This window comes from Acidaminobacter sp. (assembly GCF_030247605.1).
Taxonomy (GTDB): domain Bacteria; phylum Bacillota; class Clostridia; order Peptostreptococcales; family Acidaminobacteraceae; genus Acidaminobacter.
Map to the genome: position 1 here is coordinate 109,397 of NZ_JAOTSB010000004.1, position 23,090 is coordinate 132,486.

Genomic DNA, 23,090 nt, shown 5'->3' on the forward strand with positions numbered 1-23,090 from the left:
TCCTTAATTCAGAACAATCATATGACTGACTGGTTTTCCCTGGTCCTGAGGCCCGCCATATTCAAAATCCACCAATAATCGGCTGCCATCCGGAGAGAGTTGAAGCTTGCCAATCCACATGTCCCTATAAGACGTGATATAACTGTCCGTTCCTGTCTCCAAATTCAACATGCCCAGGTCAGTCTTGACACCGTCTTGCCTGGCGGCGTACAGCAGTGTGTTCTTCTGAAGGTCAATAAAATCAAGAAGATAGGGGTTTGAAATCACTTTGATTTCCTCACCGGCTTCTGAAACTATGACCAGCTGAGAAGCCTGCTGATTGGAGGGTCTCTTTACGACGAGCAGCGCTGGAACATCAGGCAGCGCCCAAACCAGTTCAGGATCTTCTACAGGAAGTATTTCAAGAGACTGAGTCAATAAATCGCCCTTTATGAGTTGTTTTTCCTCACCAACATGCACAAAGCCATAGGTCTTGTCGCCCATCCGGGTGAAAGACGCGGCGTAAAAATATGGAAATCCTTGTGTAAGCTCAGCAGCGTTCAGTGTCAGATATTTAATCTGTGCGTTATCAATTTCCGCGAAGGCAAGTTGCTGCGACATGCTGTTCAGCGTGATCCAAGCCTGATTAGGTCCCGTCCACCTGAAATGCTGTTTAAACAAATAGGGATCCCAACTCAGGTCATTCGGCAGACTCAGACGTTCGTAGGTTTTCGTCTCACCACTGTCCAGGTCCAGCAGATTCAGCTTTGCGCTGTCGCGGCCTGTGCTGCTGGACACGTATACCAGTAAACTTCGGTCTGGGGAAAGGCTTCCGTCAAAATAAGTGCCCACGGTCTTGAAATATTTGCTGACTTCCAGTGTAGAAGAATCCAGAAAGACCAAGCCACGGTCCTCGCCAAACACGCTTTCAGAATACTTGTAAGCCAATATGGTTTGGTCATTCGCCCATCCTATGGCCTTATAACCCTTCAGGGAGATAATAGCAGACGCGATTCCCGAATCCGGCTTTACGGCTTCTGGATTTTCCGCGGCGATCCAGCCGGAATCCAGCCCCTCAACCGAACTTCGAGAATTTGGGGCCAGTTCGCAGGCGTTGAACTGCAGCGCCAAGACCATGATCGACGTTAATAGGACAATTGTTTTTCTTCGCATCAACGGCACCCCCCTCCTTCCGCTGTTCTTTAAATGAATTGTCTCATACTCCTGTTTCAAAACTTCAGCGAAAAGTTATCCAAGTTGTATCGAAATCCTTAAAATTCTATCACAATGCGACAGCCTTTAAGGTTGTTCTTCTGATGCTCCGGCAATCCGTCCTGAAGGACAATGTTTCCTCGCTGAAGTTCTACCAGGCGCTTGACCAGCGCAAGACCCAAGCCGGTTCCAGTTTCTTCGGTTTGTCCAACCCCATCATCCATGGCATAGGGCTCAAACAGACGGTCTCTAATCATTTCGGATATTCCTTCCCCGGTGTTTTCAATAACCAGCTGAATCTGTTCTCCAAAGGTCAGTGAAATCCAGATCTCACCCATTGTGACATTATACTTTATGGCATTGTCCAGAAGATTCACTAGCACCTGGCCCATCATTTCACGATCTGCATTTAAGAATCCAGGTTCCAGTGACAAGCGCCATTTCAAGCCAAACTTATCCGCTTTGATCCTGAGGCGCCCCACAATTTCTTCAATCAACTCTTTCAACTCAAAGGAATCAACCTTCAGTTCAAATTCATAATGTTCATACCTGCTAAATTCAAGGGCTCTTTCCACCATTTGGTTCAGTTTTTGAACCTCCAATCTGATCTGTCTCCGGACTCTTGCCTGGAGTGCCTCATCCTCCGGATACATTTCGATCAAATCGTTATTTGCATTGATCACAGACAGCGGTGTTTTGAATTCATGGGTTATGCTGCCATAAAAAGTCCGCTGAGAGGATTCCAGCGCCTTAAGCTTAACTACGGCTTTCGTTAATTGACCCTGCTCATCTTGAAGGCTTTTCAGCGCTGCGTCAATCGTTTGGGCCATTTGAACAATGCCTTGGCTGAGCTCGCCAAGTTCATCTTCCCTGAATAGTGGGGCTACCTCCGTATAATCCCCACCTTCAACCCTCTTAACAGCCGTTTTCAACATAGCAATGGCAGACGTCATCCGTCCAAAATACCATAGAGCCGCAAACAAACTGAATACAAACACACCGGTGCCAGTGATCAGGATCATGCGGGCCATCGTCTTATAAAATTCCAAATATTCGCTGTAGTAATACCGAAGTCTCAGCACACCTATAATTTCTTCCTGATGATAAAGTGGAGCCAGATAGTCCACATAAGCAAGTTCTGGGATACTGTCCTGATCTTGGATCCTGTAAAGAACCTGGCCGGCCCCCAGTGATTCAAGAAGTTCCGGCTCCAACCGATCTACGCCGTTGGTCGCTCTGCCATCCAGGGTATATAGGGTTGTCGAAAGCGAACGCGCCTGAGTCACCTGACGAATTAACTCCGGCGCAAGTCTGATCAGCGCTGCCTCATAGGTTTCTGAACTCTGTGACATCAACAGCGCCTGGTTCAACGAAAGGTTGACTTGCCTTGCCTTTCCCGCCATATCAGACTCCAGTTGAGCCATTTGAAAAGTATTGACAGCCCGCAGCGTCATTATGCCCAATACCGCCAAAGCCCCTGAAAGAAGCACCACAAGAAAAAGACTCGATTTGAACTTCAGCGAATGTCTGATGCCATATCGTTCTTCAAAGCTTTTCACGCCGCTCACCTGCCCATTTATAGCCAACCCGGTAAACTGTCTGAAGCGCTGCCTCACCAATTTGTCCAAGTTTTTTTCTTAATCGCTGCACATGCAGATCCACGGTCCTTTCTCCACCCTCATAATCCATGCCCCAAATCTGATCCAAAAGTGCTTCCCGACTGAACACCTGATTTTCATGACGCATCAGAAGAAAAAGCAGTTCAAATTCTTTGGGTGTCAGCTCAAGAACTTCTCCCTTAAGGATTGTCGTTCTATTCCGCTCATTGATCTCAACGCCCCAAGACAACAAGGTTTCTTGTTGTCCCTTATTCAGACGCCTGACCAGCGCTGCGGCCCTCGCAAGGACCTCCCTCATGTCAAAAGGCTTCGTGATATAATCGTCCGCGCCCAGCTCAAGTCCTATGACTTTATCGACAATATCATTTCTCGCAGTCAAAAGCATCACACCAAGATCATAAACACCTTGAATTTCTTTCAGGATCTCATATCCAGTCATTCTGGGCATAGAAATATCTAAAATCACAAGATCCGGCTTTTTTTCCATTATTATCTCTAAAGCTGCCTTGCCCTCATAAGCTGTCAGTACCAAATAACCTTCCCTCCTGAAAGCATAACTGAGAGAGTCTGCCAATTGCTTCTCGTCATCCGCGATCAAAACTTTTACAGCCATGTTCTGTCCCTCGTTTCTCAACCGTCTGAGTTTCTGATTTCACTATACCTCAAAATGTGGATTGATCTACATCTTATTTTGAAACATTCTTAAACGCGAAAAACACTGATTTCATCGTAATTTCTACTAAGAATCAGTGTTTTTTGTTAAGTTGCAAATAATAAATGTCATTGTATGCGCTTTTATTTATGGTAGGGCTCATTTCTCAAAATCCGCATCGCCCTATACACCTGCTCCAGCAGGATCACCCGCATCAACTGATGGGGAAAGGTCATTTTCGAAAAGGACAGCTTGAAGTCTGCCCGGTCCAGGATACTGTCCGCAAGCCCAAGTGAGCCGCCTATAATAAACGCCACATGGCTGTCCCCCTGAAGTCCAAGCCCGGCCAACTTTTCTGCCAGCCCTTCACTGCTCAGCATCGTTCCCTCAATGGCGAGGGGGATGACATAGGTGCCGGAAGGCAGTTTTGCCAGAATTCGCTGGGCTTCCTTATCTAGAATTTGCGCCTTCTCCCGCTCGGAAGTTTGGTCGGGGGTCTTTTCATCGGCTACCTCTATCACTTCAAGCTTTACATATTTCGAAAGGCGCTTCGAATATTCCGAAAGCGCCTCTGTATAAAACTTTTCTTTTATTTTGCCAACGGCAATCAATGTGATTCTCAAGACTCTACCTCCATGCTGCTAAAGTGACGCACCAGCAGTCCCGCATCTGCGGACTGCTTTCGCTCCTCAGCGCTATCTCCCTATGCTGTAAACGCGGCCGACACGGTCCCTGTAGCTCAGATCGAGACACACGTCCGTTCCCACATGAATGTGGTTTTCCCTCAACACACCGCTGACAGTTTCAAAGGCGAGCTCCGGAAAATTGTTTTCTTTGCTGAGGTGGCCCAGCAGGATATTTTGAACCCGTCCGCCCTGAACGGCCAAAGTGGCAATCTCACCGGCGTTGTCGTTGGAGAGGTGGCCAATTTCAGACAGGATTCTGCGCTTCAGATAATAAGGGTAGGAGCCCATCTTGAGCATCTCAATGTCGTGGTTGGATTCCAGCATCAAAAAATCGACCTGAAGCAGCTCCTGAAGGATCTCCTCCGTCACGGTACCCAGGTCTGTTGCCACAGCCAGTCGGGAAATGCCGTCAGAAAAGCGGTAGGCAACGGGATCCGCAGCGTCATGGGAAACCGCTATGGATTTGACTTCAAGGTCGCCAATTGAGAATGGCACCCCATTCTGGATGATCTTGACCCGCTCCGGGTCCACTTTGCCTATTTTGGGCATCATGGCGTCCCAGGTGCTTTGGTTGGCATAGACGTCGAGATTATAGCGCCGCATCAGCACGCCGACGCCTTGTATATGGTCACTGTGCTCGTGGGTCACAAGAATGCCGCTCAGTGTCGAAATATCTTCTGAAATGCTGTCTATGGCGTTTTTTATATATTTACCGCTGAGACCCGCGTCCAAGAGCACCCGGCTTGTGTTCGCCGCTATGAACTGACAGTTGCCGCTGCTGCCGCTGGCCAGGGAGCAAAATTTTAAACTCATTGGGACAACCCCTTAATGACATGATATCCATTATACCTCAAAATGACCTCGTGGGGAAAGAATATGTCGTTATGTTAACTTATTCCACCGCTTCCACGAAGATGACGCGCCCGTCGGACAGCCGCATCCGCCAGTAAGGCGACGCCTCGCCGGAGGTGATGTCGCTGGTCAAGGATCCGGTCTCAAGCTGATATCCCAATTCGATGGAATCGATTTTTACAGAAGGATCCGGTCCCGTACTGGTCGCAGCGATTTCCTCTGCGGCCATAAACAAGGCTTTTGACGGCTGTATGACTTTGTGAACGTTCTCCTGGGGTTGTGGCTCATTAAACCATCGGCGCTCAAAGGAAACCACTTTGTTGCCGGTCAGGCGAATGCGCATAAAGGCCTCCTCCAGAAAGTAGCTGCCATATTTCTGGCGCCATTCCAGGATGACGTGATCAGGTTCAACACTGAGATCCCAGCGCTGACGGTCAGCCTGGTCAAAGCCGTGAGCGGCAAGAAACGCTTCGCCAGCCTGCCACGCCTCTTCGTCTTCAAGGGGATCAGAGACCAGCCACTGATCTATGGGAAGCTCGAAACGGATTTCACGCTCCAGAGCGACGACCAGGAGTGCGCCGTCACGTCCGACAAACAAGCCGTTGATCTCCTCGTAACCTCCTGTGAGAAGCTTGTCAGCGAGCTGAGCCGCTTCAATTTCATTGTACTCGAGGTCAATTGCCCTGATGTTCAGCGGAATCGAGGGAATAATTGCATTGATGCCTATCCCACGTCCATTTAGAAGTGCTATGACTGATGGCAGCAGCGGATCCTGAGTACTGTCTCTTTGGATCAGCTTATCCAGCCCGCCAGTCATTGCAAATAAAGCAATGTTAGTCAGGATCAGCGCAAATATTAGAATGTTTTTCGATTTTTTCCAGTCCATAATTACTTCACCGCCTGTGTCGGAACGCGCTGAAGCAGCTCGCCGGTGTATAGGTCAAAATAATAGTGGTTGCCGCCAATCCCCAAGTGCCATGCAGGTAAATACGTGAGCACATTATTGTCACGGGAGAGGAAATAAATGAGCTCGTATTCTGTGATGTCATGCAAAATCTGATAGACAAAGCCAAAGTCATCTTTTGATGCTGCCGCTTCAGGATTCAGCGTCAGATAGTCTTCCAAAATAAGGTCAAACTGGCTTTCGATCAGTCTATCCAAACTGAGGATCTGATTTGAAGGCGCTGCTGCTGGCAAAAGACGCTGGATGTCCTTGTAGCTCTTCATCAGGTAGGTCACCTGGTCGTTTGTAATTTCAACGGTCGCCGTATATGGCATCTCACGATTCGACAAGTCTGTTGGGAGGCCCTGATGACGATGGCTGAAATGAAAAGTCTTGACTCTGACTCCCGGCGCGTCCTCTGTTTCAGTAAAATATTTGAGATAGAAGCCTTCAGGAAACTCACCATATTTTCTGAGCTCAGCAACCGCTTTTGTCAGACTATCTTTGAAACTCAGGATTTCATCAGAGGTACTTCCACCCCGGAAGCGCTCTTGATATTCCAGACGCCCTTGAGCGCCAAATCTGAGCGCCCGATCTCCGTAGCCGTAAAGATAAACCACTGATCCGTCTACTTCCCGAACGCGCTTGACGAAGTCAAATCGCGCCCCAAAGGCAATGTCAGCATAATAGCGCTCTTGCTCCTCACTGAGGGTTTCCAGGCTGAATTCGTTCTGGACACGCACCTTTTCAAAGGTTGGCATGGCGACAATGGGTTCAATAATGTGATTTTCTCTGTACACTTGATCAGGCTTTTCCAAAATGGTCCTGAGTGAAAAAGTGTCTTCGATCCGCTTATATTCAACCGTCATTTCGTCCTGTTCAATTTCTGTCAGAAGCGCGGCTAACACCTCACTCTGTGGACTTTCAGCACCACTGGCGCTGCCGGTGCTGTAGCTGAAACTGACAAATCTCGCTTCTGATCGATTCCCCAAAAAGACGCTGCCTGGCTCAGCAGTAGGAATAATGATCACATCGAACGCTGCAGTGCCAAGAAGATCACGAGACACATCAGAGCCAGCGGCGACAAGAATCTGGTCCATTGTCATGGCAAAAGGCAGCTTTAATGTCACGCTGCGCTGAGTCACAGCTTCGTCCCAGAGGGCCTGATCTGCCTCGGTGTAATCAGAAGTTTCAAGGGCACCGCGAATAAGCCCCTTGGCGCTTGACCAGAGGCTGTTTTTCAGACCGGTATCGAAGTGCCCTGAATACAAGCCACCCCCAAAGCTGACCTGATAGCCTTGGGGGTTTAAAAGGTCTTCGATATTCACACTCACCTGAACGTTTCCGCCAGCGGAACCGGCCCGAGCACTTATGGAACTGGTGTCCAGCAGGAATTGTCCCGCCAGATAGGCGCAGATGGCGAACAGCACCATCAGTATTGCGGATTTCGCTTTTTCCAGAAGCATCCGAGACCCTCCATAGTTTCTCAGCTGACTTGATGCACTAAACATTTCCATGTAAAATCGACAACCCCACGTCTGCTCTGAGCGTGGGGTCATAGGCTTATTGCGACAAACTGCTCTTGATGACATTATAGGCATTGTTCGGAAGATCCTGAGCGGAATCCATGGCGCGAACAGTGATGCGCTCCACTTTGATGGTCCGGTTCACATCATTGCGTCTGAAGTTAATCAGATAGGTTCCAATGGCCGGCTTCTCGAGGGTCACTCTAAAGGTCGGAATGGCGCCTACTTTGACATCCTGCCAGCTATAGACCGTCACTTGGGCAATCCTTCTGAACTGATACGCCGCTGCATCATATTCAATCATGATGGCGCTCAAATCACGGGATGCCTTGTTGCGGCGCTCCACAAGGAGGTCCATTTCGTATTGGCTGATGAATCCGGTCTTCATTTTAATCTCTTCCTGAACCCGGTTAAGATCAAACTCAGCGCGTATTCGCTTTTCGTAAGCATTTACAAAAGCATCGATCACCTGACCGCGATAGACCGTAGTTCTGTATTCATTCGCGAAACTGTCAGCCAGCTTGACAGGCCTCAACTTTTCAAGGTTTCTAACGATGTCATAGCCATCCCAGCGCACTATACTCATAGACACATCAATATCTTTGAGCAGGCGCACTGAAAGAAACAGATTGTCCCGAATGAAGACCTCGTTGCTGATGCCATATTTAGGTTCCAGAATTTCGATCGATCCCGCCATTTCACGATCTGTTACAGCAGTGGCATATCCAGGGACGCCGGCAAACGCAGCCAGCAGAACAAATACCGCTGCCGCCCTGACCAATGCCATACCCCGTGACCTGATCGCTGTAAGGATCAGCGGAAGAACACGCATGCTCATAATTTTCACCTCAATGCGAAGCATTTCTCCAGAAAGAAGTCCACCTTTAGGATTTTCATGCACTTAAAAAATCACCGGCGCACTTCGACACTTTCAACTTGGATAAATTCATTATAACGCACGCATGTTACAGTTCCATTACATCAGTTTTAAGAACTCTTTACACAATTTAGACGTTACCAGCAAACTGTCCTCGTTTTCACCATGTTTAGCGCTAATCAGCTTATTTATAAAACAGTTTATGCCGATGGTGCCACAACCGGCAACCGAATCGTCACAGTCGTCCCAATATCGACCGTCGATTCAATGGCAATACTGCCTCCGTGTGCTTCCACAAACTGCTGGGCGATTGAAAGTCCGAGTCCCGTGCCGCCGAGCGCTCTCGATCTGGCTTTATCCACTCTGTAAAATCTCTCAAATATTCTCGACAAGTCTTTCTCCGGGATCCCCATGCCGTTGTCGCAAACTCGCAAAACAAGTTCCTTAGGCAGTTTTGAGGCAAAAATGGTGATCTTGCCCTCCTCCGGTGTATATTTGACCGCATTGCCAATGACATTGATCAACACCTGCTCCATGCGGTCATAATCAAAGGTTGAAACCATGGACTCTTCCTGGGCATTGATTTTGATCCACTGCCTTTTCGGCTTATATGCCGTTTCGAGTTTTTTGATACTTTGACGAATCAAATGCAGCATGTCGTGCTCTTCCAAATGAAGGTTGGCTGTCCTGGCGTCAAAATTAGACAGCTGAAGCAAGTCCCTGACCAGACGCGCCATGCGGTCCGCTTCACCATCAATAACACCGAGAAATTGCTGTACCGTTTCCGGGTCGTCAATGCCTCCGTCCAGGAGTGTTTCGGTATAAGACTTGATGCTCGTGAGGGGCGTCTTCAGCTCGTGGGACACATTTGCCACAAAGTCCCGCCTCATGCGGTCGAGTTTCTCCTGCTCCGTGACGTCCTGAAGCACGAAGACAAACCCGGATTTTATGCCCCTGACATTTTCAAACGGCGCGTAGTTAACCCTTAAGGTGGATCCTTTGTAATCTATGATCCTGCTGCCGGACCAGCGTGTTCCATCTTCCACAATCTGGTTCATAGTCAGATTCGGGTCTATTTCCTTTAAAATCTGATCGATCCGCTCAGCTCGAAACGGTAATTCCAACATCTCCAGGGCTTTCGGATTTAAATGGATGATATCTCCGTCCCGATCCACTGCAACCAGGCCATCATCCATATAATGAAGAATGGCTTCGAGTTTGCTCTTTTCCCGGGAGATTTCGTCCATGCTGGTTTTTAATTCACTGGTCAAAACGTTGAACATCTCGGCGAGTTTCCCTATTTCGTCATTAGATTTTACATCCACCTTCTGGTCAAAATCACCTGCAGCCATTTTGGCTGCCTTTTCAGTCACATCGTTGATAGGCTCCGTAATCGTACGCGCGATCATAAAGCCCAGGAGAATAGTGATCCCGAGGGCCGCCAGTGTCGCGCGGACTATAGTCGCCTTGGATTCCGAAAGGCTCTTGTAGACATCTGTCAGGTCATACCTGATATAGAGGAGCCCGACGACCGTCTGTCCCCCATCCAGAATGGGTTCTACACGGTCCATGGTCCTGATCAGGTAACCTTCATCTTCTATAGTGATGCTTTTCTCAGAGGTCTTTCCGTTAAGACCTTCCACCAGCAACTCAAAATCCAAAAATTCCTCGGCACTTCTGCCAACATTCTGCGTACTGGTTGCCGCAATTTTATAGTCTGAGCCATTGATTATGAAAATCTCTTCCCTAAAGCCCAATTCACTCTGGTTTTGAATAATCGTTCTGATTTCGGCACTGTCAAAACCCTGATCCACATAGCGCTCAATTTGAGGCTTGATCAGTTCCGTCAGATTCAACAGGCGCCTTGAAACATCATCCATGTGATAGCGCTCAAAGGATTCAACAATAATGACACCCGCTATGATCATACCAATAAAAACCAACATAAAATAAATGGTGGTAAACTTCCAACGTATGCTTTTGAACATAAGCTCTAAAACCTTTTAAAATAGTAACCGACACCGCGCTTGGTCAAAATATATTTTGGATTGCTGGAATCATCTTCAACTTTTTCTCTCAAACGGCGCACAGTAACGTCCACTGTACGGATGTCGCCAAAGTATTCATAACCCCAAACATCCTTCAGCAGCTGCTCACGGGTGAAAATCTGATTATCTTGAGTTGCCAGAAATTTCAGGAGCTCAAACTCACGCAGCGTCAGCTCAATAACCGTGGATCTCTTGGTCACTTCATAGCGTTCGAAGTCAATTTTCAATTCGCCGGCTTCAAGCATTTGATTCTGAACAGATGCCCCCGGAAAGTCCGCCCCTGCAGGCTCTGTTCGTCTCAGATTGGCTTTGACTCGCGCGATCAACTCTCTCATGCCAAACGGCTTGGTGATGTAATCATCCGCGCCAAGCTCAAGCCCAAGTACCTTGTCGACCTCTTCCTCTTTTGCGGTCAGCATGATCACGGGGACTTGGCTGCCCTCTCTGATTTTCTTCAAGACCTGAAAACCATCCAGCCGCGGGAGCATAACATCCAGAAGCACTAAATCCGGCTGCTCTGCTTTCATTTGCTGCAGCGCTTCTTCACCATCAAAGGCGGTAATAATGTGATAACCCTCCTTGGTCAGGTTAAAACGTATGATATCCGAAATCGGTTTTTCGTCGTCTACAACTAGCACTTTGCGTGGATTCATTGGTGCCACCCCGTTTCTCTAGGATTAATATCATTCTAACGTACAAATGTTCAATTGTCCACAAGGCCAAAAAAATGGATCTAGGTAGGGATGTTGTCGAAGAATATAGTTTCTCCAGCCCCTATCCTCGCAGTTGATCACCTGCTTTCCTAAATCCCTGTACTAGTACAACGTTCTTGAAATATCTATGCAAAAGAACGTAAAACCTGCTGGCAAAATTCAGGCTTATAATTCATTTTTTATTGCACAGTTATTTCCGGAATGTACTACTAGTCACATTCAGTGACCTAAAAAACAAAGCTTCAGGAAATGTGGCTTCCTGAAGCTTTATATACTCTAATTCATTTTAATGTAATTCAACGGATTCTTAGGCACGCCATTAATTCTGACTTCAAAATGAAGGTGCGGACCTGTACTGCTTCCGGAATTGCCGCTAAGCGCGATTTGCTGGCCTTTGTATACCTTGTCGCCCTTTTTTACCTGGAGCTTGGAGTTATGCGCATACACGGTGACTACGCCGTCTCCGTGACTTATGCGAATCGTATAGCCGTAGCCGCCGTCATAACCGGAAAAGGTGACCGTTCCACCATCCGCAGCCTTAATAGCTGTACCAGTAGACAACCCTATATCAATCCCGTTATGTCTTCTGCCCCAACGGGTACCAAATGGTGAGGTGACAGTGCCGCGGGATACAGGTTTAGCCAATACGCCGGATCCCACGGTTGCTGGTCTGGCTTTGGTGCCCTTGACAACGACTTTTGTCGTAGGTTCTGCTATAACTTTTTCGCTGAGAATTTCTCTGTTCACTTCAATGCCATTTTCTCTGACGACATTGGCAACCACTTCCCGTTCACCGTTTGAACCGGAAGTAGTCACTTTGTTGGTCCCCTTATATGTAGAGGCGTCTTCTTTAACCACTGTCTCAAATGGAATCTGCTCTTTATAGACAGCTTTCTCCACCGTACAAACTGTAACGAGTGAAGCCGGTACCATCAAACTGACTTTTTCGCCAATCTGAAGTTTCTCAGGTGTAATACCTGGATTAGCCTTTTCAAGATCCTCAACTGAGATCTGATACTTTTGTGAAATTGTCCAGAAGTTCTCGCCCGATTCGACGACGTGGATCTTTTCCTGGTCAGTGCCCTTCATAATGTACTCAACGGATCTTTCAGGAACGCTGAATGCCTTAAACAAACCCGCTTCTTTTCTTGTTGCAGCAACTTCGACTGTCTCTTTGAAGTAGGCTTCAATAATGTCTTTATCCGCAGTGAAGTTCGACATTAAGGTATCGATTACGTTTTGAGCTTCACTTTCTGAATTAAAAAAACCATACTCAACGCCGTCAATTTTAACCGCATAGCCCTCAAGAGCAGGCGCATCAAAAGAAGCAGCGTCCTCTACGAGTTCTGCAATATCCGAAGTCGCTTTTTTCGCGCCCTCTGGAATCAGAGGCATTTTTTCTGCAATACCGGCTTCGGAAAAAGTCGATGCCAGCATGATTTGATTTGGTGATTGAACTTCAACGGATTGAAGGTCACTTGACTGAACTGATGAAAATGAACCGGCTTCCAGCGTAAATACGCTCGAAACAGCGACAGCAAGCATAGCCGCGACCACAGACGTGGCATATCGGTTGCGCTTGAAGAAATCGACATGTTTATGAGTATCGAAATCTGCAGGGGTAATAACAGAGCTGTCAAGTTTTTTCAAGGTTTTGCCCGATGCTCGGCGCAGCATAGCTTCGCCTGATTCAAGACCCTTTGCAATCCTTTTCTGGATCTGTTTAAGCTGCATAATTCTCTCCTGTGTTCTTTAGATTTTGTTACAACAGAAATCAGAATTTAATGATTTCTTAATAAATCCTCAATCAGTATACCATAAAAATCGTTTCCAAACTAATTACAAAATCAAATTTCTTTTGTGATATAATAAAAATGCTCGAATTCAAAAAAGAACGTTGTATTTTCAATAGAAAGCAGGGAATGCCATGGGGTTCCATCTACAAGAAGAAAAGGTTGATTTTGGTACAACTTCCATAGAAAATATATTTATTAACGACTTTATGCCAATGGCTAATGGAACTTTTGTTAAAGTTTACCTTTTGGGATACAAATTGGCACGAGATGCAAATTTAAGTATAAAAAGCGATCACCGTTCCATTTCCCGCCATTTAAACATACCATTGGAAGATGTATTGTCGGCTTGGGATTTTTGGGAAAAGAAGAAAATCATTGTAAAGCATTCAAAAGATGAAGCCCAAGGGAGCTCCAATGATTATGATGTTGAATTTTTATCTCTGAGACAACTCTACCTAGACAATAATTTCTCTCCAAAAAATTTGGACCCGGATCATTCCAAGCCTTCTTCAGGTGATTTGATCGACTCTATGAAAAATGCCGAGATTAGAGATATGTTTTATAGCATTGACCAGATCATGAGGCGGCAGCTCACGCCAAATGAACGCTCCGAGGTCTTGAGCTGGGTGTTTGAATTCAACCTGTCACCTGAGCTGATTATCAAAGCTTTCCTATACTCTGTAGAGCAAAAAAACGTAAAGAACGTCAATTATGTCGGTGCCGTCCTGCGCAGTTGGTATGACCAGGGTGTTCTGAGCCCGGAGGAAGCTGAGGAACTCATGAAATCAAGCGGTAAGGCATACACCGCTTACAGAAAGATTTACAGGCTGCTGGGATACAGCAACAGGACAGTATCCGGCGGAGACCGCGAAATTATTGACCGTTGGATTGACAGAGATCAGCTGGATCTTGATTTTTTGTGTGAAGTCATCAAGGAAGCCAGCAAAAGAACCTCGAACGCCAATATGAATTATATGGATACAGTCGTGAAAAACCTTATCGAAAATAAGATTGATACCGTTGAGAAATATAAAAACTACATGGCGGAACGCGCCTCTGCAAAGGCCTCCAATGCTGAGTCGCAGAGCACTTCAAAGTCAAGGGAGCCCGTGAAAACCGGTTCCAAAAACCGTTTCCACGAGTTTGAGCCAAAGAGAGATGACTATTCTCCGGAGGATCTCGAAAAGCTATTGCGGTCTAAAAAGTAGCACAATAATCATAATTAAAAGGGGGATCGGATCTGGAGCAGCGCCTCAGCAAGCCTGTTTGCCGGACACATCATATGAAAAATCGCATCCGCGACATCCAAAGCGCTTACCAAATGCGCCGTGATCGTGCCAGATACGATCAGGAACGGCGAAAAAATGAAATTTATGATAGAGTTCCACAAATTCGTGCCATTGATGAGGAGATTTCCAGAACCGGCTTAAAACTCTCAAAGCTAGTCCTTTACGGCCAAGTTGATCCTGAGAAAGCTGTTAAAGACCTGGAAGAAGCCATGAAGAAACTAAAGAACGAGCGGGCCTTTCTCATGACTGAGCACAATTTTCCTCTCGATTATGCGGAACTGCATTATACCTGTCCTCTTTGCTCAGATACCGGGCATCTCCCGGATGGGCGTCTTTGCAAATGCTACCGCCAACAGCTCATAGAGTACGCATATGATATGTCCAATTTGAAAGGCGTTCTGAGCCGCGAGAATTTTTCAACTTTTGATATGTCATTGTTCAGTGATGAGCCTTTTAAAAGCGAAGCCCTAACACCACGGTCGAATATGAACGAGATCCTCTCCATAAGCGAGGGTTTTGTCCACGAGTTTGGGAACAGATACGACAATCTTCTGTTCTACGGCGCTACTGGCCTGGGAAAAACCTTTCTGTGCCATGCAATCGCTAAATCGCTTCTGGACAAGGGACACACTGTGATTTACCAGACGGCGTTTGGTTTAATCAAACTGCTTGAAAAGTATACCTTCAGCGAAACCGGCCGTTCTGAAGCAGCGGAAGCCTATCAGATGCTCTTTGAGTCTGATCTTCTGATTATTGATGATCTGGGCACGGAAATGGTGAATACCTTTACAAATACCGAGATTTTCAACCTCATCAATACGCGCCTGCTCAGACAGAAGCCTATGATTCTCTCCACCAACCTAACGCCGGTTCAACTACGAGAAACCTATAGTGAGCGCGTCGCTTCCAGGCTGTTCGGTGAATTTCGCTTTCTCTACTTCTACGGAAAAGATCTCCGCTGGGAAGTCTGATAGAATAGTGCCATATAAACGCTAAAAGGGAAGTTGGTATAATCACCAACTTCCCTTTTCCATTTTATTTCATTCAATTTATGCCCTGTAAATAGTCCCACGCACAATAGTCTGATCGCGCTTTGGACCCACTGACACGATCTTTACCGGAATACCCATGAGTGCTTCTATGCGCTCAATGTAGCGCTTTGCGTTAACCGGCAGCGCGTCATAAGACGTAACGGTGCTCAGATCCTCCTGCCAGCCCTCAAAGACCTCATAGACAGGCTCACAGACTTCAAGCACGGAAAGCTTCGCCGGATACTCCGTGAGAATCTCATCCTTGTAACGGTATCCCGTACAGATCTTGATTTCCTCAAATCCACCGAGGACGTCGAGCAGCATCAGCGCTACAGAGGTCATACCATTAATGCGCGCAGAATACCGAAGCACTACCGCGTCCAGCCAGCCGCAGCGTCTTGCCCGGCCGGTGGTCGTACCAAACTCATTGCCTTTGATACGGATCGCGTTACCTACTTCGTCATCCAGTTCAGTGACGAATGGCCCCATTCCGACTCGGGTCGTGTAGGCTTTGGCAATACCCAATACTTCCTCAATCTGGTTTGGTCCTATGCCGCAGCCTACAGCAAAACCACCTGAAACCGGATGGGAACTTGTAACATACGGATACGTACCGTAATCCACGTCCAGCATGGTCCCTTGAGCACCTTCCAACAGCACCTTTTTGCCTTCCGTAACAGCATTGTGAACGAGAATCCCCGTATCTGCAACAAAAGGAAGCACCTGCGCCGCAAAGACTTTGTAATCTGCCACAATAGCGTCCTCAGAAAGCGGTGAACCGCCGTAAAGTTTGACAATGATGTCATTCTTTCTGCGAATGTTGCTTCGGAGGTGGGCTTCAAAGCGGTCCCAGTCTTCCATGTCACCGACTCGAAGTCCAATTCTTTCAACTTTGTCCATATAGCATGGACCAATGCCTTTTTTAGTCGTGCCAATTTTCATGTCGCCCAGCGCGTCTTCCGAAAGGCGGTCGAGTTCTTTATGGTATGGGAATATGAGATGCGCGCGCTCACTGACCTTGATCTTGTCCGTGGCAACGCCGTCTTTTTTAAGTCCCTCAATTTCCTTCAAAAATCCCTCTGGATCAAAAACGACGCCGTTGCCTATCAGATTCAGGGCATCCGGATTGAGAACGCCTGAAGGGATCAGGTGGAGAGCGTACTTTTTATCACCTACAACTACAGTATGGCCGGCATTATTGCCGCCCTGTGCGCGAACGACGACATCTGCTTCACGCGCAAGATAGTCGATCACTTTTCCTTTGCCTTCGTCGCCCCACTGAGCGCCTACTATGACGACTGTTGCCATTCTGGTCACCTCATTAGATTGGATATTCTTGGTTTAACTGATCACAGGCATTATCGTAACAGAGTTGCGTTCTAAAGTCAAACGTTTTTCGTATATTTGTTCAACAAGAGCACTTAATGTTCGTCTTATAACGAACATTATTTTTCATTATCCCGTTTCTCGATCTCCATATAGATATAATCCATCCAAGCCAGTTCATCGTGATACTCGAACCACTCCGGCCACTGATTGACCAGCGTAATCGGCATAGCTTGATCTTCATAGGGCTCCCGCTGCAGATCATAAGTCACGAATCCGGCTTTCTCATAACATCGGATCGCCCTGGCGTTGAAGGATGCTGTCTTGAGCCAAACCCGCTCGAGATCAAACCGCTCAAAAACAAGTTCAAGATATCGTTTCACCGCCTCCGTACCGAAGCCTTTGGATGTCCAGTCGGGATTGAAGCTGATGCCCATTTCTGCTGACTTCTGTTCTCTGTTATACTGCTTCACGGTGATATAGCCTATCAGGAGCTGATCCGCAAAAACGCCGTAAACCCATTTTCTGAAGGGCTGACGCTTCATGAGGTACCAAGACAAAAAATCGGAAACATTGCGCCCTATAAAATTGTAAGCTTGAAACCGGAGATCCTCATGCTTTCCCCATTGTGCCATTTGTGCCACATCTCTCAGCCTCAGCGGGCGCACCTCAACATCAGGCAATCGACATACCTCCTAGAAAACCGGTTCGTCCACATAGTGGGCTTTGTCGGCGAATTTTGCGTATTGTCCCAGCCAAACCAGTTCGACATCTCCCACCTCGCCGTTACGCTGCTTGGCGATAATCAGGTCAGCGATATTCTTGCGCTCTGACTCTTTGTCATAATACTCGTCCCTGTATAGGAACATGACGACGTCCGCGTCCTGCTCGATCGCTCCGGATTCCCTAAGGTCAGAGAGCATTGGCCGATGGTCGGCTCGAAGTTCCGGTGCTCGTGAAAGCTGGCTCAGTGCCACCACCGGGCAATCCATTTCACGGGCGATGGCCTTCAGCGACCTTGAAATGGTCGAGATCTCTTGTTGTCGCGACTCGGCGCGTCCGGATACATTCATGAGCTGCAGGTAGTCAATCATGATCATGTCCAGACCCTTTTCCATTTTAAGGCGCCGGCATTTGGCCCTAAGCTCCAATGGCGTTATGGCCGGGGTATCGTCAATATGAATCTTCGCGGCAGAGAGTTTGGACATCGCCTTAGTCAGTGCCACCCAGTCATCCTCAGCCAGCTTGCCATTTCTCATATTCTGCATGGGAATCTGGGCTTCTGAGCTCAGCATCCGCTGTACCAGCTGCTCTTTGCTCATCTCGAGACTGAAGACCGCGACAGAAGCGTCGTTGCGCAGCGCGGCATTCTGACAAAGATTCAAGGCAAATGCGGTTTTACCCATGGAAGGTCGCGCAGCAACCAAGACCAAATCCGACTTTTGCAGACCGCTCAATTTATAGTCCAAATCCTTGAAGCCCGTTGACAAACCGGTAATTGAAGCTTTTGAGGCATAAAGCGCCTCAATGCGCTCGTAGGCCTTAATAAGGACTTCTCTTATTGGTTCGAGTCCCATCCTGTTTTTCTTTTGTGAAATATCGAAGATGGTCTGCTCTGCAAACTCCAGCAGCGTGTCTGCACCTTCGTTGTCATAACCTCTCTCCAAAACTTCTGATGACGTTCGGATTAAGGTTCTGAGCATGGATTTCTCTTCTATTATAGTTGCGTAGTGACGTGCGTTGGTCGACAAGACGCCAAAACTCGTCAGATCCGACAAATACTCAATGCCGCCCACGGCTTCCAGCATGCCGGCTCTGGTAAGGTCGTCCGACAGTGTCACAATATCCACCGGCTCATTTCTTCCGTATAGCCTCAGAATGGCGCTGAAGATCTCGCTATGGGCCTCTTTGTAAAAATCTCCGCTCTCAATGATCTCAACCACATCACTGATGGCGCCTTTATCCAGGATCATGGCGCCAAGCGCCGACTGCTCCGCCTCGATATTGTGCGGAGGCAGTTTCGGATTCAACTCCATGTTGATCTTTCCCCTTTCAAGTAAATCCAGTACAAATACCTGCATTTTTTTACCCAGTTGCGCTCGCCCTTGACAAAGTCGTCTCTAAATTGTTTTAGCGACGCTGCTGTCAATTCGTCTCTGTAATTGCCATAGTAGGCATTTTCAACCCAGCCAGTCAGTTTTGACGGATCAATGCCCGCAGAGTGATTTTCACTTTGATTGGGCATCTGTGAGGCACATTGGTAAATGACTTCCTTTGGTGTCATTCCTGTCCAGGCGTCAAGGCCGCATTTCAGAATCAGGAGCGTCATGACATCATCCGCAAGTTTGATTGTCAGATGAAGTTCATTTTGGGCGTTCAGCCACCATCGGCGGACAAAAAAAGCCAAAATCAACAGAATGAACAGCAGCGCTGATCCACCCAGCCAAATACCGTAAGCGGGAAAACGCTGTGACGGTTGACCATCCACTTCAAACGGGTCTTCTTCTATGTCATCTTGAGGCCGTACAGGGAGGTCGTCTGTTACATTTGGCTCCAAAACAGGCCCGGGATTACTGGATGTTTCAGTTTCCGCTACATAAGAAGGCGTGGTTTCCATTACGGTCCACCGGCCGTCAAGATAGAGTTCGGCCCAGGCGTGTGCCCTGTCTGCGGTGACAACGTAATCGCCGTCAGCATTTGACTCATAAGGTGTGAGAAAGCCCTCTACGTATCGGGCAGGGATGCCGGCTGCCCTGGACATGATGACCATGGCACTGGCAAAGTAGGTGCAGTATCCCTGCTGCTCTTCAAACAGAAAATGTTCTACAAAATCCACTTCATCACCCGGTATGGAAGGGCTTAAATTGTACGTCAAGGTGAGAAGGTATTCCCGAATGGCTTCGGCCTTGCCGCGTGTATCCGCTGTCTGGGCTGTCAGAGATGCCGTCAATGTCTTAACCGCTTCAGAGTAATTTTCAGGAAGTTGAAAATACTCCGTCCCGGATTCCAGACGGCTGGGCTGCGGCTCTATAGTCGCTATACGGTAACCATTTTCGAGTGACTCAATAGGCCGGTCCAAATAGATGATCCCATAACGGTCTCGCCGGAGGATCCCGGGTGGGACGTCAATGCCTGCGACGCCAAGGGGTGCGAACAGGGTTTTTGTATTTATGTCGATTCCAAAGATCTCGAGATCATACCGAACATCTCCGGAACCTCTGAGCGGTGCCGGCTGATCGAGATAGAAGTTTTCAAATTCGCCTGTCTCTACCTGCCAGGACTTTCCGTCATAAACCGTCAGGACGCGCCCTCTGAGATACAGATGGCCACCGTGATCGCTTCGCACTGAAAAAATTCGGTCACGCCTGAGAGTAACCGGACCTCCCAGACGATTTTCACCAAGTGGCTCGTAAATCGTATCTGAGAAACTGAAGTTTCCACCTGAGAAGGGTGAGTATTCTGACCTCAGCCAGGCGACTTGACCAAAACGTTCGTCCAGCAGCTGGATGGTCTTTTCCACCGGAAAAACAGTGTAAATGCCTATTCCAATAAGTATGGCCATTCCAGACAGGATAAGGCCGCTGTAGCCGCGTTCCCCGGAATTGGTGAATAAATACCCCGTATAGCCGGCAAAGTAAAGCATGAAACCGGTGTCGATCCCGTAACCTTGGAACCAGGCGGACAGTACCAAAACCATCGGCAAAAAAAGTTTTACTCGCCTGCTTTTCGGACTTCTGAAGATCAGCCAAGCCGCTGATGTCAACCCCCAGGCCATTAGTGAGAAAAACAGCTGTGGTGATTGAAAAGGATATTTTTCGTAATCCAGGGCGTAATAAAAGAGACTGTTGAACAGGTTTGAAAAACCGCGAACTCCCATCAATCCCTGCTCAAAAGTTTGGGCAGCTTTCATAGCCTGATAGGCCGGCATGAGGGGATGAAGGCTCAGCGGACTCACCAGCATCATTAAAACCAGGATCAGACTCCCAATGAGCGCCATCACTCTGACGGCTGCGAAGCGCTCAGCACTGTAAAGCGCCAATGCCGAACTGACTGTCAGCACAGCAATAAAAAGGGACGACGTCTCAATCCCCGTCACGGCGCGGATGTGTGCGAGCATACCCGCCAGCATCAAACCTGCTAGGACCAGTGGGATCCTATCTTTTTGCGGCATATAAGCTCACCTCCTGCGGCTGTGGCGCGTCAACGCAAGGCAAGACATTGCCCCCTGCGCATGGATACCCTGTTTTAAAGCTTAGAGAGCGCTGACGCCTCAGACAATCTGAAAATCTGAAGATTTTTGACTGTTTGAAGGGATAGGGTCAACCCGTTGGTTTGATGCGGATCTATAGCGTCCCACTCAGGGTCCAGGCTATAGCAGATCACTCTGAAATGTCGTTTCACCAACCCTCTCAATGTCTCCTGCATCACGGGATCCAGCGGTCCGCAAATCACGATCAACTCTGCGCCTTCCTGAAAGCGTCTGGATTCACGGCTCAGAAATTCCGGAAAGGCCAGGGGGCCATCCGGCAAAAAGGCGGTGAGTTTATCCATAAACAGGCCTAGATGGCGATACTGGCGGCCGTGGGCTTCCGTTCTGCGGCGATCGTTGATCAGCATCACAGTTTCGGTGCCCTCTCTCAGCAGTACCGTCAGGATGGAAGCTGCCACTTCTGCGATGCCATCGAAGCGCAGCGCTGAAGCTTTCGCTTCGGAAGGACTTTCGGCGATTTGTGGGGATTCGTAACCATCGGCAAAAACATAGGTCTTTTTGCTGCTGGCATTTGAGTACTCTTTGACCTGAAGCTCCGCCATTTTCGCGGTGAGCGCCCAATGGATGCTGCGGGCGCTGTCGCCTTCATGATACTTCCTGACGGACTTTACCGAGGTCTGGTCTTCCTTTCGCTGATCTGAGGAACGACGTGCGCCAAAGAGCTCCACTGCCTCGAGCTTAGGCTTTCGATATGGGTAGACTCTGGGATAAACGGCAACCTCAATAGGCTTCAGTCTGGTCATGGTCCATGTCATGAGCTTCAGAGGATCGCTGAGTTTCATGACAATTTCTCCGGCCGTGTAAAAACCTCTTCGATCACACCTCAGATGGCGTTCGATTTCCTGAATTTCATAAGGCCTGAAGACGTAGTGTCGGAAGTCAAACTCAACCTCACCAAGCTCCTTTGAAATTACGGGCTTCACTGACAGATGAAAAATTGGAAGAATCGAATTATTCAACAGCCGGTACTGGATTGTCAGGGTTTCCCCGGCTGTCAAGACAGAGGCGCTGATGTGAAAAGTCGAAACGAGGAGGAGGATATTTGTCCAGAGAATTAATCCGTTCACCAGGAGGACGCCCAACAGGAGCGCCGTTGTCAGATAGAAGAACCTGGCGCCGGTAATCAGCACCAATAGGACCGAGACTGAAACCACCAACAGAATTCTTATAAGGACGCCGCGGTCAACTTCAAACACTCTGGTCATTGTTTTTTCGCCACCGGAACCATCTCGATCAATTGACGAACGACCTCCCGCTCAGTTATGCCGCGATACATTGCGTCCGGTTTAATGACGAGACGGTGGGCCATGACGGGAAAAACCACCAGGCGGATGTCGTCCGGCGTCACATAGGGTCGGTCCGCCATAAGTGCCATGAATTTCGACATCCTGACCAGCGCGATCCCCGCTCTTGGACTTAAACCATAGTGCAGATCATGATGGTGCCTGGAAGCGTCCAGGAGCCTTTGAACGTAACTGTAGATGGCGTCGCTGACCTCTATTTCGGCAACTGTCTCCCGAATCATCAGGAGATCTGTCTTGGATATGGGATGGCTCATCGTATAATCTTGACGCAAAGTCTCTTTTTTTAAGATATCGATCTCTGTCTGGGCATCCGGATAACCAATATCAATTCTTACCATAAAACGATCCAGCTGTGCTTCCGGGAGGGGAAATGTCCCTTCGAATTCGACAGGATTTTGCGTCGCGATTACCATAAATGGTCTTTCGAGGGGATATACCTGACCATCCATGGTGACCTGTCTCTCTTCCATGGCTTCCAGCAAACTGGACTGCGTTTTGGGCGAAGATCTGTTGATTTCGTCCGCCATTAAAATATTCGTAAACACAGGTCCGCGTTTGAAGTTGAAGGTGCCGGACTTGAGGTCGAACAAGCTTACGCCTATAACATCCGAAGGCATGAGATCCGGAGTAAATTGAATTCTTCTGAATGCCACTTCCATGCACTGAGCGAGTGTTTTCGCCAGTGTGGTTTTACCAACGCCAGGCACATCCTCAACCAGGACATGACCATCGCTGAAAAAAGCCCCCAGCACCATTTTCAGGGTCTCTTCGCGTCCCATGAAAAACCGGCGCATTGCTTGCTCTATTTCTATCAGCCTGGCTCTGCAGTAAGCCTTTGGATTCTGTTCAGAAGTTTCGGCATTTCCGGGTTCAGGTACTGTGACCACAGTGGATTCACTCTCCTTCTGAAAAAACCCTGCATGAAGAAGTTCGTTCATCAGCAGGGTCGGTTGGCAGCAGCTATGAG

19 protein-coding genes are annotated in these 23,090 nt (G+C 48.1%); 2 read left to right on the forward strand and 17 right to left on the reverse strand.

From position 1 onward, the window contains the following. Positions 1 to 3: 3 nt before the first annotated feature. From OEL90_RS03280 to OEL90_RS03330, 11 genes are all read right to left on the reverse strand, one after another. Positions 4 to 1,152 (reverse strand): hypothetical protein, encoded by a 1,149-nt coding sequence (locus tag OEL90_RS03280; protein ID WP_291404549.1) that lies wholly within the window; start codon positions 1,150 to 1,152, stop codon positions 4 to 6. A 98-nt stretch (positions 1,153 to 1,250) separates the two neighbouring features. Next, on the reverse strand, positions 1,251 to 2,750 hold the full coding sequence (locus OEL90_RS03285) for a sensor histidine kinase (protein WP_291404548.1): 1,500 nt from the start codon (positions 2,748 to 2,750) through the stop codon (positions 1,251 to 1,253). Continuing rightward, a complete protein-coding gene (locus tag OEL90_RS03290; RefSeq protein WP_291404547.1) occupies positions 2,737 to 3,423 on the reverse strand; it encodes a response regulator transcription factor in 687 nt (228 codons plus the stop codon). Before OEL90_RS03290 ends, OEL90_RS03285 begins: the two co-directional genes overlap by 14 nt. Before the next feature lie 182 nt (positions 3,424 to 3,605). Continuing rightward, a complete protein-coding gene (gene rlmH, locus OEL90_RS03295; RefSeq protein ID WP_291404546.1) occupies positions 3,606 to 4,085 on the reverse strand; it encodes a 23S rRNA (pseudouridine(1915)-N(3))-methyltransferase RlmH in 480 nt (159 codons plus the stop codon). A 72-nt stretch (positions 4,086 to 4,157) separates the two neighbouring features. After that, on the reverse strand, positions 4,158 to 4,961 hold the full coding sequence (locus OEL90_RS03300) for an MBL fold metallo-hydrolase (protein WP_291404545.1): 804 nt from the start codon (positions 4,959 to 4,961) through the stop codon (positions 4,158 to 4,160). 79 nt (positions 4,962 to 5,040) lie between these two features. Further along, positions 5,041 to 5,886: a two-component system regulatory protein YycI gene (locus OEL90_RS03305; RefSeq protein WP_291404544.1), complete on the reverse strand. Its 846-nt coding sequence runs from the start codon at positions 5,884 to 5,886 to the stop codon at positions 5,041 to 5,043. Positions 5,887 to 5,888: 2 nt separating this feature from the next. Continuing rightward, a complete protein-coding gene (locus tag OEL90_RS03310; RefSeq protein WP_291404543.1) occupies positions 5,889 to 7,409 on the reverse strand; it encodes a hypothetical protein in 1,521 nt (506 codons plus the stop codon). 97 nt (positions 7,410 to 7,506) lie between these two features. Further along, positions 7,507 to 8,307: a hypothetical protein gene (locus tag OEL90_RS03315; protein ID WP_291404542.1), complete on the reverse strand. Its 801-nt coding sequence runs from the start codon at positions 8,305 to 8,307 to the stop codon at positions 7,507 to 7,509. Between the two features lie 239 nt (positions 8,308 to 8,546). Then, positions 8,547 to 10,334 carry a sensor histidine kinase gene (locus OEL90_RS03320; protein WP_291404541.1) on the reverse strand — a complete coding sequence of 596 codons (1,788 nt, stop codon included), beginning with the start codon at positions 10,332 to 10,334 and terminating at the stop codon, positions 8,547 to 8,549. Between the two features lie 5 nt (positions 10,335 to 10,339). Then, positions 10,340 to 11,047: a response regulator YycF gene (gene yycF, locus OEL90_RS03325; protein WP_291404540.1), complete on the reverse strand. Its 708-nt coding sequence runs from the start codon at positions 11,045 to 11,047 to the stop codon at positions 10,340 to 10,342. A gap of 336 nt (positions 11,048 to 11,383) precedes the next feature. After that, positions 11,384 to 12,841 (reverse strand): M23 family metallopeptidase, encoded by a 1,458-nt coding sequence (locus OEL90_RS03330; RefSeq protein WP_291404539.1) that lies wholly within the window; start codon positions 12,839 to 12,841, stop codon positions 11,384 to 11,386. Between the two features lie 592 nt (positions 12,842 to 13,433). Here OEL90_RS03330 and OEL90_RS03335 point away from each other — a divergent pair. Beyond that, entirely contained in the window at positions 13,434 to 14,111 is a 678-nt protein-coding gene (locus tag OEL90_RS03335) for a DnaD domain protein (RefSeq protein ID WP_300687115.1), read from the forward strand. Between the two features lie 74 nt (positions 14,112 to 14,185). Next, positions 14,186 to 15,163 (forward strand): ATP-binding protein, encoded by a 978-nt coding sequence (locus OEL90_RS03340; RefSeq protein WP_291404537.1) that lies wholly within the window; start codon positions 14,186 to 14,188, stop codon positions 15,161 to 15,163. Between the two features lie 78 nt (positions 15,164 to 15,241). Here OEL90_RS03340 and OEL90_RS03345 read toward each other — a convergent pair whose 3' ends face one another. The 6 genes from OEL90_RS03345 to OEL90_RS03370 form a co-directional block, all read right to left on the reverse strand. After that, on the reverse strand, positions 15,242 to 16,531 hold the full coding sequence (locus OEL90_RS03345) for an adenylosuccinate synthase (protein ID WP_291404536.1): 1,290 nt from the start codon (positions 16,529 to 16,531) through the stop codon (positions 15,242 to 15,244). Positions 16,532 to 16,668: 137 nt separating this feature from the next. Next, the gene (locus tag OEL90_RS03350) at positions 16,669 to 17,232 is read right to left on the reverse strand and encodes a GNAT family N-acetyltransferase (protein WP_291404535.1); all 564 of its coding nucleotides are present in this window, start codon (positions 17,230 to 17,232) and stop codon (positions 16,669 to 16,671) included. A 12-nt stretch (positions 17,233 to 17,244) separates the two neighbouring features. Next, complete coding sequence (gene dnaB, locus OEL90_RS03355) at positions 17,245 to 18,585, reverse strand: replicative DNA helicase (RefSeq protein ID WP_291404534.1); 1,341 nt, start codon at positions 18,583 to 18,585, stop codon at positions 17,245 to 17,247. Then, complete coding sequence (locus OEL90_RS03360) at positions 18,576 to 20,720, reverse strand: transglutaminase domain-containing protein (protein ID WP_291404533.1); 2,145 nt, start codon at positions 20,718 to 20,720, stop codon at positions 18,576 to 18,578. The genes dnaB and OEL90_RS03360 overlap by 10 nt, the downstream gene beginning before the upstream one ends. Positions 20,721 to 20,794: 74 nt before the next feature. Next, positions 20,795 to 22,024, reverse strand: coding sequence for a DUF58 domain-containing protein (locus tag OEL90_RS03365; RefSeq protein ID WP_291404532.1), 1,230 nt, complete (start codon positions 22,022 to 22,024; stop codon positions 20,795 to 20,797). Next, a complete protein-coding gene (locus OEL90_RS03370; RefSeq protein WP_291404531.1) occupies positions 22,021 to 23,010 on the reverse strand; it encodes an AAA family ATPase in 990 nt (329 codons plus the stop codon). Before OEL90_RS03370 ends, OEL90_RS03365 begins: the two co-directional genes overlap by 4 nt. Positions 23,011 to 23,090: the final 80 nt, after the last annotated feature.

Coding starts and splice junctions, on each gene's coding strand:
- OEL90_RS03320 (WP_291404541.1), bottom strand. CDS start 10,334: ATGTTCAAAAGCATACGTTGGAAGTTTACCACCATTTATTTTATGTTG.
- OEL90_RS03365 (WP_291404532.1), bottom strand. CDS start 22,024: ATGACCAGAGTGTTTGAAGTTGACCGCGGCGTCCTTATAAGAATTCTG.
- OEL90_RS03360 (WP_291404533.1), bottom strand. CDS start 20,720: ATGCCGCAAAAAGATAGGATCCCACTGGTCCTAGCAGGTTTGATGCTG.
- OEL90_RS03300 (WP_291404545.1), bottom strand. CDS start 4,961: ATGAGTTTAAAATTTTGCTCCCTGGCCAGCGGCAGCAGCGGCAACTGT.
- OEL90_RS03335 (WP_300687115.1), top strand. CDS start 13,434: ATGAAAAATGCCGAGATTAGAGATATGTTTTATAGCATTGACCAGATC.
- OEL90_RS03340 (WP_291404537.1), top strand. CDS start 14,186: ATGAAAAATCGCATCCGCGACATCCAAAGCGCTTACCAAATGCGCCGT.
- yycF (WP_291404540.1), bottom strand. CDS start 11,047: ATGAATCCACGCAAAGTGCTAGTTGTAGACGACGAAAAACCGATTTCG.
- OEL90_RS03290 (WP_291404547.1), bottom strand. CDS start 3,423: ATGGCTGTAAAAGTTTTGATCGCGGATGACGAGAAGCAATTGGCAGAC.
- OEL90_RS03315 (WP_291404542.1), bottom strand. CDS start 8,307: ATGAGCATGCGTGTTCTTCCGCTGATCCTTACAGCGATCAGGTCACGG.
- OEL90_RS03310 (WP_291404543.1), bottom strand. CDS start 7,409: ATGCTTCTGGAAAAAGCGAAATCCGCAATACTGATGGTGCTGTTCGCC.
- OEL90_RS03280 (WP_291404549.1), bottom strand. CDS start 1,152: ATGCGAAGAAAAACAATTGTCCTATTAACGTCGATCATGGTCTTGGCG.
- OEL90_RS03330 (WP_291404539.1), bottom strand. CDS start 12,841: ATGCAGCTTAAACAGATCCAGAAAAGGATTGCAAAGGGTCTTGAATCA.
- dnaB (WP_291404534.1), bottom strand. CDS start 18,585: ATGGAGTTGAATCCGAAACTGCCTCCGCACAATATCGAGGCGGAGCAG.
- OEL90_RS03305 (WP_291404544.1), bottom strand. CDS start 5,886: ATGGACTGGAAAAAATCGAAAAACATTCTAATATTTGCGCTGATCCTG.
- OEL90_RS03345 (WP_291404536.1), bottom strand. CDS start 16,531: ATGGCAACAGTCGTCATAGTAGGCGCTCAGTGGGGCGACGAAGGCAAA.